This window comes from Amycolatopsis sp. YIM 10, assembly GCF_009429145.1.
Lineage (GTDB): Bacteria > Actinomycetota > Actinomycetes > Mycobacteriales > Pseudonocardiaceae > Amycolatopsis.
In genome coordinates this window covers 4452155-4465602 of sequence record NZ_CP045480.1, presented here as the reverse complement: position 1 = coordinate 4465602, position 13448 = coordinate 4452155, and the positions used below count along the sequence as shown (strand labels likewise).

The following is a 13448-nucleotide window of genomic DNA, read 5'->3' as shown; positions in this document are numbered from 1 at the left end:
CGTGGATGCTTGTTGTGACGGGGTGAGCCAGGGCGGGAGACCTGTCACGGACGGGGCACAGGAGGGCTTCTCGGGGCCTAATCCGACCGTGGGCGCCAGGCTCGTCACGCGTCACGGGACTGCGGTGGTGGGCGAGAGGTGTTTGGGCCGGTCCTGATCGGGGCATCGCCGTGCGCGTTGAGGCGGGCGCGGCGGTGGGACGGCCGGAGCTTGAGGGCGCCGAGGAGGCAGCGCCGGGCGGAGCGCGTGCGGGTTCGGCGGTCTGGGCGGTGGGGCGCGGCGGGGCATCGGGCGGTGGCGACGAGGAAGAGGCAGAGTGGGCACGGGCGCGCTGGCGGCAGGAGGCACGAGCCGGTGTAGAGCTGGTGGCCGCAGAGGGCTCGGTGCCAGCCGGCGCCGCGGTGGAGGCCGCGGGCGAATTCCTCATCGGTGACGGCGTGTTCGAGGTGGTCAGCGATGCAGCGGTACCAGGTGACGTAGAGGCGCTGGGGCGCCGCGTTGTCGTTGCTGGTGCTCACGGTGGTCGCCTTCCTGGAGAGCCGGTTGGTGGTGATCACTGAACCGGTTGGCGAGGCGGCTTCCCAGAGCGGAAAAGTCGAAGTTGGGTCGGGTGAATGTGGCAGTCAGGGGGTTGACCTGCAAAGAAGGCTGATAGGTTGGCGTGGTCGGGTGACTACGTGAGGTGATCGGCTTGGCTGGGCGGCGGACGGCCCTGGTGGCGGCGAGGAAGGCCGCCGGGTTCACGCAGGAGGGGCTCGCCGAGGCGTTGCACGTCGACCGGTCGACGGTGATTCGCTGGGAGGCTGGCGAGTACGCGCCTCTGCCGTATTTGCGGCCGAAGCTTGCGCGGCTGCTTGGCCGGAGTGCGGACCAGCTCCGCGACGTGCTCGACGGCGACCCGCCGGGCGACGCGGTGGAACTCGGCCAGGAGGTGGAGCGCGCGCTGAACTGGGTTGACGCGCGAGCGGGTTGGTCGGCGGGAGAAGCGAGCCGGCGGGTGCGTGGTGAGCTGGCCACAGGGCGGGTACCACAGGCAGCGCGCGCGTTGGGGCGCGGCGAGATCGCTGCGGCACTGGGTGTGTACTACGGCGGCGAAGTCGCGGGGCACGCGCTCTATGCGGCGCGGGCTGGGAGCGCGCAAGCGGTGACCAGCGTCTTTACGCGGTCTGAGTGGCTTGTGCCGTGGAGGCTGGAAGCGGCGAGCGACCTAGAGTTGGTGCCGCGCAGTGGTTCGGCGGCCGGGCCGATCGATGGGGCTGCGGCGGTTCGCAGGTTGGCGCGGGTCGCGGAGGGCGACGTCCGGATGACGGATGCGCCGATCTATCGTTTGACGGAGGTCACGGCGGCGGCCGGTGGCTTGGTGGGGCGGGTCGAGTTGGGCTCGTTTGTGGAGTACGCGCTGACGGCTGACCTGCTTGAAGGAGAGCTGGTGGACGCGCTGACCGCGGGACGGTCGGCGAAGCCGGGTGCGCTGCCGCTTCGGGATCGGTACTTGCCGGATCTGGCGAGCGTGCTCGACCTTCGGGGCCGGTTGTGTGCTGGTGGTGTGCTGGCGTTGACCGCTATCGCGCGGCCGGCGGACCCGTACCGCGGCGAGGCCGATTACCTCTTGCTGGTCCAGGAACGGTCGGCGCAGGTGCTCAACGCGGCGGGCAAGTTGTCCGTGATCCCGAAGGGCTTTCACGGGCCGTTGGCCGACTACCGGGCGGATGCCCGGATCGGGGCGACGCTGCGTCGCGAGCTGGAGGAAGAGCTGTTCGGGCGCGCTGACGTCGACAACACCGCCGGTGGGCCGCGGGCGGCGGACCCGATGCACGCAAGTCGGTTGTCGCGGCCGTTGCGGTGGTTGGGTGAGCAGCCGGACCGGATGCGGATGGAGTGCACCGGCTTCGGGTTCAACCTGGTCAGCGGTAACTACGAGTTCGCCTCGCTGGTCGTGATCGAGGATGAAGAGTTCTGGTCACGGTTCGGTGGGGAGGTCGAGGCCAACTGGGAGGCGGCCGGATTGCGCCAGTATTCGACGAGGGACGCTGAAATGCTGGTGGATCTTGTTCGCGATGAAGCGTGGAGCAATGAAGGGCTGTTCGCGTTTCTGCAAGGGCTGCGGCGACTTCGGGATATTGGTGGTAGTCGGGTCGCCTTGCCGGAAATTGAATTAGGTTGCTGAGGGCCAGCGGACGGTGAGGACTACCGATTCCTCGATGGCTTCCCATGAATGGTCGATGCCGGGACCCCACATGACGTAGTCGCCCTGCTTGCTCATCGTGCTGCTGCCACCGGTGACGTCGACGCGGAACTTGCCGGAGACGAGCATCACGAGCGTGGTGCGCTGGTCGTCGGAAGTCCACTCTGCACGCTTGTCACCGAGAGGGTGGTTGGCCCACTTGACTTCGACGTCTTTCGACGAGCGAACGCCCTGCGATGGGTCGATGAAGTGGCCGACCAGCCAGCCGCGAGTTTCGCTGGTGTCTTCGTTGGCGTTGCCAGTGCTCCAGCCGTCGCTCACTCGCTGATCTCCCATTCGATCGGTGGCATTTTGACGCGTTCTCCGCCGATTTGAGCAAGCCGCCGGAGCCCCAGGAGCATAGCGAATAGCCCCTCGTTGCTCCAGGCTGCGTCGGTTAGTAGTTCGGTCACGAGGTCCGTGTCGGTTGTCGAATACTGCCGTAGGGTTTCTGACTCCCAGTTGGCTTCGACTACGCCGCCGTAGCGTGTCCAAAAGTCTTCGTCGTCGATGACGATCAGGCTGGCGAATTCGTAGTTGCCGCTGACCAGGTTGAGCCCGAAGCCGGTGCACTCCATGCGGAGGCGGCCGGGTTGTTCGATGAGCCAGCTCATCGGCTCGGAGAGCTTGCTGGGGTGCATGGGGTCGGCGGACAGCTGCTGCCCAAGGGTGTTGTCGATGTCTGGGCGGCCGAACAGCTCTTCTTCCATCTCGCGGCGCAGGGTCGCGCCGACCTGGGCGTCTCGGCGGACGTCATTGAGCGGCTGGTGGAAGCCCTTCGGGATCACGGCCAGGCGGCGCGCGGCGTTCAGGACGCTGCCGGAGCGTTCCTGGACCAGCAACAGGTAGTCGGCTTCGCCGCGGAACGGGTCGGCAGGGCGGGCGATGGCGGTGAGGGCGAGGACTCCGCCGGAGCAGAGCCGGTTGTTGAGGTCGAGCACGGTGGCGACGTCGGGTAGGTAGCGGTCGCGGAGCGGCATGGGCGACGGACCGCCGGCGGCGATGGCGTCGACCAGTTCGCCTTCGAGTAAGTCCATGGTCAGTGCGTAATGGACGAAGTGGGTCACGCCGAGCGAGCCGCCGAGGTGCTGGGCGGCCGGTGCGATGTCGAGCAGGCGGTAGAGCGGGCTGTTGACCATCCGGGTGTTCATGGACAGTGTCTCGGCCAGGCGCTGAACGGCGACGTCCGCGGCGTGTTCGTCGAGTTGTAGGTCTGCTTCGGGCAGGGCGCTGGCGACCGTGAGCCGGTCGTGTTGAGGCACTAGCGGGCAGTCGAGATCTAGCCAATCAGTGCTGGTCAGGATGCTGGTGTTCACGAGTTGGTCGCCGCAGCGGGCCGTGAACAGGCTGGCAGTGCCGTAGTAGTCGGCCAGGGTGCGGGCGACGTCGCGCTGGCTGACCCAGCCGCGGCGGGTGCCGCGGTCGCGGAGGCTCTGGGGGTCGATGGCGGCGGCGCGCTCGGCGACTCGTTGCCGGCTTGTGCCGGGTGGCCAGCGTGCGTGCCGGTCGAGCCATTCGAGGGCGGCGACGATGTTCGGGTCTTCGGTGAGCCGCGGGTCTGTCGCGGGCTGCGTGCTGGTGAGTTCGGCGAAGCGGGCGCGCTCTGCGTCTGAGGCGCGTTCGAGTGCTGTGTCCAGGAGTTGTTGCATCTCCAACTTGGGGCGGAGCGACGGCTTTTGATGCCACGCCGCGACCGTGCGGACGCCGATTCCCAGGTGCTCTGCGAACCGCTCGTTGCTTAGGCGCAATGCGGCCTGAAGTGCGTAAGCGGTCTGGCCGGTCCAGCTGTCGGAATTCATCGCGTGGCTGCCCGGAAACGCGCAAGTGCAGGGTTTGTGCACTGGTCCTGCACTGGTGACGCATGGGAAGTCTCGGCCATTCGGCCTTGAATTTCAGGTATGGAAATCACCCGGTACTCAGCGCTTATTGCGAACATGCTCGACCACGGTCGCGAGGTTGGTCTGGACGTCTTCGAGGCGTTCGGTGATGTCCGCCAGCCGGTCTTCGAGCGCGTCGAGCCGCGACCACAGGCCGCGGTCGTCGTCGGCAGGCTCGTCGCGGTGCGGAGGCACCCTACCTTCCAGCACGGCAAGCAGGTGTTGCGGATGCCAGCCGAGCGTCGTCGACAGCGCTTCGAGCGTTCTGGCGCTGCGTCGCCGCTCCACCGTGTGGTGTTGCAGCTCGCGCACGATCGCCTGCGACACGTGCGAGCGCTCAGCCAGCTCGCGTTGCCGCCAGCCGAGTTCGTTCACGCGCTCGCTGATGGCCTTGGCGACTGCCGCCCAATCTTCCGACACCTATTCCTCCGCGCTCCGCCTCAGCGCCGAGATTAGCGGTTCTTCGACGATTTCCGGCGCCATCGAGCGCACTGCGGCGGCGCGTCGCTACAACGCGCGCTGACAAGAGCTGAAATTAACAACATAGTCTTGAAATTGATCCAAGGGGCTTCCTTCAATGCGTACGAATACGACCTTTCACACCATTCGAGAGACCGCCTGGATCTTGGGCGTGTCCCGGTCCGCGGTGAGCCGCGCGATCAGGACGGGCGCGCTGCGGGCCACCCGCCGCTCCGGGCTGAAGGTCTCGTCGACCGAGATCAAGCGCGTGCTGAACACCCCGGCAGGTGTCGCATGATCACCTGCGAAGACGACTTCTGGCTGATCGGCATCGCCTGGCGACTTGACCGGCTTCGGTGGGTGCCAGCGAGCGTGCTGAACGTTGTTGTTACTGGTCATGGGCTGTGCATGTGGCCGCCGCTGGATACCGGGCCGCCCGGCGCCGGCTCCGACCGGGAGTTGGCTGCTCGGCTGTGCGAGGGGTGCTCGGTGCTGGACGAGTGCCTGGAGTTGGAACTGCGGGTTGATGGGGACGCCACGCTGGGCGTTTGGGGCGGTCTCGCCGAGGACGACCGGCGGGCGCTCCGGCCGCACTGGCTTCGTCGTGGTGAGCGCGCCCGGGACGGGGGTGCGTCGTGACTGTGACTCCGACGCAGATCATGGCCGTGGTCGGTGTGCTGCTCGTGTTGTTCTGGGTCTGGCGGGCTGGGGCTCGTCGGGCGAAAGCGGCGGCTGAGGCCGCTCGGAGTGGGGCGCGGCTGGTCTCGCTCGCCGGGCGGGTGCTGTTCAACGCCGGGTTGATCGTGGCGGTTCAGTGGGTGGTGATCGCCAACCCTGGCAATCGCTGGTTGCTGCTGGCCGTGCTGGGACTGCCGGCGCTGTTCTCGTCGTACGCCCTGACCAGGGCGATGACGGTGACGACGATCGACACGTCACGGCGGGGTGGTCGCCGATGAACGGGCGGGCGCAACGGCTGGTGCGCGATGCTGCGGAAGCGGCGCAGGTTCGCGCTTACCAGACCGATCCGGATGTAGTCGCGCTGCGGATCGAGCGCGTTCGGCGGCAGGTGGACTGGATGTGCTGGTCCGGGATCGTGCTCGGGCTGGCGTTCACGATGGCCAACGTTCAGGGGTTCGCGTCGGCGGGCACGCGGCCGTGGTCGTTGGCGTGGCTGGCGGCGTGGGTGCTCGACCCGACGGTTTCGCTCGTGCTGCTGGCGATCCTGCGGGCGGAGCAGGTGACGGCTCGATACCAGGTGCGGACGGGGCCGTGGGTGCGGAGGGCGAAGTGGTTCACGCTCGCGGCCACCTACGTCATGAACACCTGGGAGTCCTTTGCGGACCGTGATCCGGCGGCGATCGTGCTGCACTCGGTGCCACCGCTGGTGGTGTTCGTGGCGGTGGAGGCGATCACGGATCTTCGGGACAAGCTGACGGATGCCGTGTTGGTGGCGCATCGGAGCGCTGGGCAAGCCGGGGCGGAGGTTGGTCGGCGGAAGTTGTTCGCGGACTACTTGGCGGAGGCGCGGGAAGGTTGGGCGCCGGGGATTGAGATCAGTCCGGCTTGGGTTCGGCAGGTCACCGGATGTTCGCGTGGACTGTCGCCGCGGTTGGCGCGGGCGCTCCGGGTGGAGGTCGCCGATGCGTGAGGACTCGTTGGTGAAGGCGGAGCCGGTGCTGGACGGCGAGCTGGTGGATGAACTGCCGCAGCCGCGCCGGCGGGCGGGGCGTCGCTGGTGGCGTCCGGCGCGGGATCGGTATCAGGCGCGTCAGGTGATGAAGGACGCGGCGGTCCGTGTTCTTCGGTCGCCGGGGCGGTTGGTTGGTGCTGTAATTCGTGGCGTCGTTGCGGCGGCGCGCTGGTGGCGGCGGTGGGTTTCGGTTCGTGAGTACCGGGAGGCTGCGGAGCAGGCGGAGAAGCTGGCGGACAAGTTCGTTGAAATCAGGGCGTTGACCTTGTTCCGGTGGAAGGTGACCGGGCTCGTCGGCGTCTCGGTCGCCGTGCTCGGGGCGGTGGCTCACCTGCTGTTCGGAGAGCGGGTGCTGTGGGGCGGCGCGGTTGTGATGCTCGTCGGGCTGGCGGTGCTTGGACGAAGGAAGGACGGAAGTCCGGGGCGTAAGGCGGTGCTGGCAGGTCCGCGGACTCTGAAGTGGACGATGGACCCGCAGGTGCTAGTGGATGCCTTCCGCGACGCAAAGCTGATCGGGAGGGACGAGACGCTTCGGCTGGTCGAGCGCGCGACGCGGATCGGTGACGGCTGGGCGGTCACGGTGGACCTGCCGGCGACCCGCAAGGCGGCGGACGTGATCAAGAACCGGGATGCGCTGGCGTCGGCTTTGGCGGTCGATGAGGTGCAGTTGATCGTTGAGCGGGTTCGTGGGAACGGTGGCCATGCTGGGCGGGTGTCGATGTGGGTGGCGGATCAGGACCCGTACGCCGGGCCGCCGTTGCGGACGCCGCTGCTGGATATGGCGCGTTGGGATGTGTGGCGGCCGGTGCCGTTCGGCCGGGACGCTCGGGATCGGCGGGTGGACTTACCGCTGGTGTGGACGTCGCTGCTGGTTGGGGCGATTCCGAGGCAGGGCAAGACGTTCGCGGCTCGGCTGGCGGCGGCAGGGCTGATCCTGGACCCGTTCACGCGGCTGTACGTGGCGGACTTCAAGGCGGGTAAGGACTGGGACGCTGCTGCTCAGGTGGCTCACCGGTTCATGTCCGGCGACGAGTCAGCGCATGTCCGGGCGCTGATCGACTGGCTTGTTGAGCTGGTCGGCGAGGTTCAAGGGCGGTATCGCCGGATGCGCGAGTTGGACGACGTGACGTGTCCGGAGTCGAAGGTGACGCCGGAGATGTCGCGGGACCGGGCGCTGAACATGCCGGTCACGGCGATCTTCGTTGATGAGGTACAGGTGCCGTTGGAGGATCGGACGCCGGTCGCTGTTGAGGGGCAGAAGGTCGCGGCTGGTGAGTACGTCGGCGAGTTGTTGACGTGGTTGGCGAAGAAGGGGCCGGCGGCGGGGATCGTGTTGGCGTTGGCGACTCAGCGGCCGGATTCGAAGACGATTCCGTCCGGGTTGCGCGCGGTGATCGGGTCGCGATTCGCGTTGCGGGTGATGGACTGGCGGGACAGCAACATCGTGCTCGGCGAGCAGATGAACACGCGTGGGTATGACAGCAGTCGGTTGCTCGCGTCGCACAAGGGCGTGGGCATCTTGCGGCCGGACGGTGACGTTGCGGATGGGCTGGCGTTGACGGTTCGCACGTACTACATGCCGAATGAGGATTGGCAGGTCATCTGCTGTCGCGGTCGGGAGTTGCGGGAGGTGGAGGGCACGTTGTCCGGGCACGCGGCCGGGGATGATGTCCCGCTTCTGGAGCGCGTTGCGGAGGTGGCGCCGGTGGAGCTGCCGGAGCCGTTGGCCGCGGTGGTCGAGTACCTGGGCGAGGACGGGCGTCGGTTCGTGCCGAGTGCTGAGCTGGTCGAGGCGCTGGGGGTCGAGGCGACGGCGTTCGGGCGGCAGATGGGCGAGTTGGGGTGTCGGCCGACCAGGGATCGCGTGCCGGGTGAGGACGGGCGGACGAAGCAGGTCCGCGGGTATCTGACGGCTGATATCAAGACTGCGGTGGAGCGATTGGGTGACGCTGGCGGCGAGGGCGAGCGATCGTGAGCGCCATTGAGCCCGGTGGGCAGCATGTTCGGGTTATTCTGCCTGATGAGATGCCAGTCTTGACGGTGGCCGCCGCTCGGGTGCTGCTGGCGATTCTGGTCGAGCTGACCGAGGTGCCGGTGCTGGATGCGCCGAGTGAGGGGGTGTCCGATGACGGCTGATTTCAACAGTGATCCCTGGGCCGTGCTGGACGAGGTGCTGGGCGTTCAGGCGGTCGAGCCGGTTGAGGAGGGAATCGGGGCACTTGCCTTCTACGGGCGCTGCTCGACCGAGGACAACCAGGACCCGGAGACGTCGCTGGGCTGGCAGTTGGGCAACGCGCGGAAGTTCGTTGAGCCGCTGGGTGGTGAGGTGGTTACCGAGTTCTTCGATGTGGGGCAGTCGCGGTCTGTGCCTTGGGAGCGGCGTACGGAAGGTAGTCGGCTGCTGGCGGCGTTGAAGGACCCGCGGCGGGAGTGGGATGCGGTGGTGGTCGGTGAAGGGACGCGGTGCTGGTTCGGCAACCAGTTCTCGTTGATCGCTCCGCGGTTCGCTGCGTATGGGGTGGATCTGTGGGTGCCGGAGCTGGGCGGGAAGTTCGATGCGCGGAATCCGTCGCACAAGATGTTGATGAGCGTGCTTGGTGGGATGAGTGAGTCGGAGCGGCAGCATGTTCAGGCGCGGGTGCGAGCCGCGATGGACGCTCAGGTGGTGAACGAAGGCAGGCACCAGGGCGGCCGGGCGCCGTATGGGTATGTCGTGGTTGATGGTGGGCCGCATCCGAATCCGCGTAAGGCGGCGGAGGGGTTCCGGCTGAGGGTCCTGGAGGTCGAGGACGATTCGGCTGAGGTGGTGCGCCGGATCTTCGCTGAGTACCTGGACGGCAACGGGGATCGGGCGATTGCGAACGGGCTGAACAGGGACGGGGTTCCGTGTCCGTCTGCGCGGCGGCCGGATCAGAATCGGCATCGGTTGGCTGATGGTTGGCAGGGCAGCACGGTCCGGTCCATTTTGGAGAACCCGAAGTACACGGGTTTCGCGGTGTTCGGCAGGTGGACGAAGCACGAGACGTTGCTGGACCCCGAGGACGTTGCGGCTGGGCACGTAGTCCGTTTTCGGCGCGCTGAACAGGAGAAGGTTGTTCGGTCGCGCACGCAGGCACACCCGGAGATTGTGTCGGTCCAGGTGTTCGCGGAGGCTCAGTTGCTTCGCCGGTCCAAGGCGGCCGGTGGGCTTGCGACGGCGCGCAAGGCAGAGCGAGGTGCGAGGACGACGGCCCGCACGTACTTGTTGCGCGGCCTGGTCAGGTGCGGTGTCTGTCATCGGAAGATGCAGGGGGCGACGATTCGCAAGGGTGCGTACTACCGGTGCACCGCGAGAACGATGGCGCCGAGTTCGCCAGCGCTGGCAGACCACCCGAAGACGGTGAACTTGCGTGAAGACGTGGTGGTGGAGGCGATCAACGGCTGGATTGGTTACCTGTTCGAGCCAAGCAACGTGGATGAGACCGCCGCGGCGCTGCTCGCGTCGGCTGGTGGTGAAGCCGGATCGAGTCGCCGGGAGGCTGCAAAGCGGCGGCTGGCAGACGCGGACGCCCGCCTTCGGCGGTTTCAGGACGCGATAGTTGCGGGCGTGGACCCGGCGGCGGTGGTTGACGCAATGAATCACGCACAGGCCGAGCGGGCGGCGGCGAAGGCGGAAGTGGACAGTCAGCCGACGAGCAAGACCATCACCGACGCAGAGATCTACGCGAGGATCGATTTGCTCGGGGACGTCGGCGCGGTGCTGGCGGATGCGAAGCCGGCTGGCTTGAGCCGCCTGTACCAGCGCTTGGGACTTGACCTACGCTACGAACCAAAAGAGCTGGCCGTCTACGCGACGGCCAGCCCTGGTGTAGATAGTGTGCGTGTCCGAGGGGGGACTTGAACCCCCACGCCCGTTAAGGGCACTAGCACCTCAAGCTAGCGCGTCTGCCATTCCGCCACTCGGACTTGCTGGAGAACAGGTTACTCGATGCGCCAGGCGCCGTTAACCGGGGGGCCGCTTCGTGGGCGGCGGGGTTGCTGGCAAGATCATCCGGCTCGGCGGGTGGTAGAAACGCGGGGTGACCGAACCGAGCCTGATCGATACAGCCGCCGCTGAAGCTGTGACGCTGACCAGCGAGCTTCTGCGGATTGACACCACGAACACCGGGGATCCCGAGACGCTCGTCGGGGAACGGGAGGCCGCGGAGTACGTGGCCGAGAAGCTGACCGAGGTCGGCTACGAGATCGAGTACGTCGAGTCCGGCGGCAAGAACCGGCACAACGTGATCACCCGCCTCGCCGGGGCCGACCCGAGCCGGGGGGCGCTGCTGGTCCACGGGCACCTCGACGTGGTCCCGGCCGACGCCTCCGAGTGGTCGGTCCACCCCTTCTCCGGCGCCATCCAGGACGACTACGTCTGGGGCCGCGGCGCGGTCGACATGAAGGACATGGTCGGCATGACGCTCGCCCTCGCGCGCCACTACAAGCGCAACGGCATCGTCCCGCCCCGCGACCTGATCTTCGCCTTCGTCGCCGACGAGGAAGCGGGCGGCAAGTTCGGCGCACAGTGGCTGGTCGACCACCGTCCGGAGTTGTTCGAGGGCGCCACCGAGGCGATCAGCGAGGTCGGCGGCTTCTCCATCACCCTCAAGGACAACGTCCGCGCCTACCTCATCGAGACCGCCGAGAAGGGCATCCGCTGGATGAAACTGCGGGTCCGCGGCACCGCCGGCCACGGCTCGATGATCCACCGCGACAACGCCGTCACCAAGCTCGCCGAGGCCGTCGCACGGCTGGGCAGCCACCGGTTCCCGCTGGTCATGAGCCCATCGGTGCGCGAGTTCCTGGACGGTGTCACCGAGATCACCGGCTGGGACTTCCCCGACGACGACATCGAGGGCGCGGTCGCCAAGCTCGGCAACATCTCGCGGATGATCGGCGCCACCCTCCGTGACACCGCCAACCCGACCATGCTCACCGCGGGTTACAAGTCGAACGTCATCCCATCGGTGGCCGAGGCCGCGGTCGACTGCCGCATCCTGCCCGGCCGCATCGAGGCGTTCAACCGCGAGCTCGACGAGATCCTCGGACCGGACATCGAGAGGGAGTGGATGGAACTCCCACCGGTCGAGACCACCTTCGACGGCGCACTGGTCGACGCGATGACCGCCGCGGTGCTCGCCGAGGACCCGGGCGCCCGCACACTCCCCTACATGCTCTCCGGCGGCACCGACGCGAAGGCGTTCCAGCAGCTGGGCATCCGCAACTTCGGCTTCGCACCCCTGCAACTCCCCGCGGATCTGGACTTCTCGGCGTTGTTCCACGGGGTGGACGAGCGCGTGCCGGTGGACGCGCTCAAGTTCGGCACCCGAGTGCTGGACCGCTTCCTGCGCGCCTCCTGACCACAGATCTCGGCGGCCTCGTGTGAACCACACGAGGCCGCCGACCTGTCTCCGGCGCCGGGCACGGGACCGCGTCGCGCGTTTCGCGGCGGCCGTTGCGCAGTGGGTGCGAACGCTCTACGGTGTCAAAACTAGAACACGTTATAGTTTGACAGGCGGGCCGGACCGAGGAGCGGGACATGGCGAAGAGGGCACCGCGCGGCAACGAGGCCGACTACGTGGTGGTCGGGTCGGGCAGCTCGGGGGCGGCGATCGCGGGCAGGCTGGCGCAGTCGGGGGCCAGCGTGATCGTGCTCGAAGCCGGCAAGACCGACGAGAAGCTGCTGGTCCGCAAGCCCGGCCTGGTCGGGCCCATGCACGCGGTGCCCCAGCTCAAGAAGCCATTCGACTGGGGTTACTACTCGGTACCGCAGAAGCACGCGCTCGATCGCAAGATGCCGGTCCCCCGTGGCCGGGTGGTCGGCGGCTCCAGCTCGATCAACGGCATGGTCTACGTCCGCGGCAACCGCGCCAACTTCGACTCATGGGCCGCCGAGGGCAACACGGGGTGGGACGCGGACAGCGTGAACGCCGCCTACAAGCGGATGGAGGACTTCGAGGACGGCGAGAACGCGTTCCGGGGCGCGGGTGGCCCCATCCGCATCACCCGCAACAAGATCCCCCAGGAGGGCTCCCTCCAGTTCATCCAGGCCACCGCCGACGCCATCGGCTGCAAGATCCTCGACGACTACAACGCCGAGTCCCAAGAGGGCGTCAGCCGGATGCAGCAGAACGCCGCCGACGGCCTGCGCTACAGCGCCTCCCGCGGCTACATCCACCACCTCGCTCCCCCGACGCTGGAACTCCAGTCCCGCGTGCTGGTCAGGAAGGTCCTCGTGGAGAACGGCCGGGCGACCGGCGTCGAGGTCACCGACGCGAACGGCACGCGGCGGACCGTCCGCGCCGGCAAGGAGGTCATTCTCTCCGCCGGTTTCATCGGCTCCGCGCAGCTGCTCATGCTCTCCGGGTTCGGCCACGCCGAGCACCTGAAGAGCCACGGCATCGGAGTGCACGCGGACCTCCCGGTCGGCGACAACCTGCACGACCACATGTTCCACGCGCTGACCTTCCACGTTTCCTCGAGCAAGAACACCGGCACCCCGCCGTACTTCGCGCGCGGCCTGGCCAGGGAGCTGATGCGGCCCGGCACCACCTTCCTGGCGAACTCGGTGTTCGAGGCGGTCGCGTTCCTGAAGACCTCCCAGGCCGGCGCGGTGCCCGACCTCCAGCTGCACCTGCTGCCGTGGGCCTACGTCTCCCCCAACCAGGACGCGCCGATCCGCCACGACGTGGACAAGCGGACCGCGCTCACCGTGCTGACCACGCTGATCTACCCGAAGAGCCGCGGCACGGTGCGGCTCGCCTCGCCGGACCCCACGGCGGCCCCGCTGATCGACCCCCAGTACCTGGCCGACCCGGCCGATCTCGAGGTGCTCGCCGAGGGCTCGGAGATGGCGCGCGAGATCTTCGGCTCCGGCGCGTTCCAGGGCTCGGTCAAGTCCGAGATCCACCCCGGCGCGCACCTCCGGGGCCAGGAGCTGCGCGACGCGATCCTCAACCGCGCGACCTCGGTGTACCACGGGGTCGGGACCTGCCGGATGGGCGTCGACGAACTCGCCGTCGTCGGGCCCGACCTCAAGGTCCGCGGCGTCGACGGGCTGCGCGTGTGCGACGCCTCGATCATGCCGTCGATCACCGGCGGCAACACCAACGCGCCCGCCATCATGATCGGTGAGATGGGCGCGAAACTCGTTCTTTCCGGAAACTGACGGGGAAGG

Annotated in this window: 13 protein-coding genes and 1 tRNA gene; 9 read left to right on the top strand and 5 right to left on the bottom strand. The window is 67.8% G+C overall.

All coding sequences use genetic code 11. From position 1 onward, the window contains the following. Window positions 1-715 precede the first annotated feature (715 nt). On the top strand, window positions 716-2167 hold the full coding sequence (locus tag YIM_RS21525; RefSeq protein ID WP_228004874.1) for a helix-turn-helix transcriptional regulator: 1452 nt from the start codon (window positions 716-718) through the stop codon (window positions 2165-2167). On the opposite strand, the gene YIM_RS21520 is transcribed toward YIM_RS21525, so the two are convergent. The 4 genes from YIM_RS21520 to YIM_RS21505 form a co-directional block, all read right to left on the bottom strand. Then, window positions 2156-2506 (bottom strand): signal peptidase I, encoded by a 351-nt coding sequence (locus YIM_RS21520; RefSeq protein ID WP_153032059.1) that lies wholly within the window; start codon window positions 2504-2506, stop codon window positions 2156-2158. The genes YIM_RS21525 and YIM_RS21520 overlap by 12 nt on opposite strands. Continuing rightward, on the bottom strand, window positions 2503-4023 hold the full coding sequence (locus YIM_RS21515) for a transcriptional regulator (RefSeq protein WP_194240234.1): 1521 nt from the start codon (window positions 4021-4023) through the stop codon (window positions 2503-2505). Before YIM_RS21515 ends, YIM_RS21520 begins: the two co-directional genes overlap by 4 nt. Window positions 4024-4140: 117 nt before the next feature. Then, window positions 4141-4521: a helix-turn-helix domain-containing protein gene (locus tag YIM_RS21510; RefSeq protein WP_153032058.1), complete on the bottom strand. Its 381-nt coding sequence runs from the start codon at window positions 4519-4521 to the stop codon at window positions 4141-4143. A gap of 177 nt (window positions 4522-4698) precedes the next feature. Then, entirely contained in the window at window positions 4699-4839 is a 141-nt protein-coding gene (locus YIM_RS21505; protein ID WP_153032057.1) for a hypothetical protein, read from the bottom strand. 15 nt (window positions 4840-4854) lie between these two features. On the opposite strand from YIM_RS21505, the gene YIM_RS21500 reads away from it, so the two are divergent. From YIM_RS21500 to YIM_RS21475, 6 genes are read left to right on the top strand one after another with little or no spacing between them, the layout of a single operon-like run. Continuing rightward, window positions 4855-5199, top strand: coding sequence for a WhiB family transcriptional regulator (locus YIM_RS21500; protein ID WP_153032056.1), 345 nt, complete (start codon window positions 4855-4857; stop codon window positions 5197-5199). 20 nt (window positions 5200-5219) lie between these two features. Next, the gene (locus YIM_RS21495) at window positions 5220-5516 is read left to right on the top strand and encodes a hypothetical protein (protein ID WP_153037148.1); all 297 of its coding nucleotides are present in this window, start codon (window positions 5220-5222) and stop codon (window positions 5514-5516) included. After that, window positions 5513-6208: a hypothetical protein gene (locus tag YIM_RS21490; RefSeq protein WP_153032055.1), complete on the top strand. Its 696-nt coding sequence runs from the start codon at window positions 5513-5515 to the stop codon at window positions 6206-6208. Before YIM_RS21495 ends, YIM_RS21490 begins: the two co-directional genes overlap by 4 nt. Continuing rightward, window positions 6201-8225 carry a cell division protein FtsK gene (locus tag YIM_RS21485; protein ID WP_153032054.1) on the top strand — a complete coding sequence of 675 codons (2025 nt, stop codon included), beginning with the start codon at window positions 6201-6203 and terminating at the stop codon, window positions 8223-8225. Before YIM_RS21490 ends, YIM_RS21485 begins: the two co-directional genes overlap by 8 nt. Beyond that, on the top strand, window positions 8222-8386 hold the full coding sequence (locus YIM_RS21480) for a hypothetical protein (protein WP_153032053.1): 165 nt from the start codon (window positions 8222-8224) through the stop codon (window positions 8384-8386). The genes YIM_RS21485 and YIM_RS21480 overlap by 4 nt, the downstream gene beginning before the upstream one ends. After that, complete coding sequence (locus tag YIM_RS21475; protein WP_153032052.1) at window positions 8376-10130, top strand: recombinase family protein; 1755 nt, start codon at window positions 8376-8378, stop codon at window positions 10128-10130. The genes YIM_RS21480 and YIM_RS21475 overlap by 11 nt, the downstream gene beginning before the upstream one ends. Here the strand turns inward: YIM_RS21475 and YIM_RS21470 are convergent. Beyond that, window positions 10112-10195 (bottom strand) — tRNA-Leu (locus tag YIM_RS21470). The genes YIM_RS21475 and YIM_RS21470 overlap by 19 nt on opposite strands. A gap of 113 nt (window positions 10196-10308) precedes the next feature. Between YIM_RS21470 and YIM_RS21465 the strand changes: the two genes are divergently transcribed. Continuing rightward, entirely contained in the window at window positions 10309-11631 is a 1323-nt protein-coding gene (locus YIM_RS21465; RefSeq protein ID WP_153032051.1) for a M20/M25/M40 family metallo-hydrolase, read from the top strand. Between the two features lie 179 nt (window positions 11632-11810). Next, window positions 11811-13439, top strand: a complete 1629-nt coding sequence (locus YIM_RS21460) for a GMC family oxidoreductase (RefSeq protein ID WP_153032050.1) — start codon at window positions 11811-11813, stop codon at window positions 13437-13439. Window positions 13440-13448 lie beyond the last annotated feature (9 nt).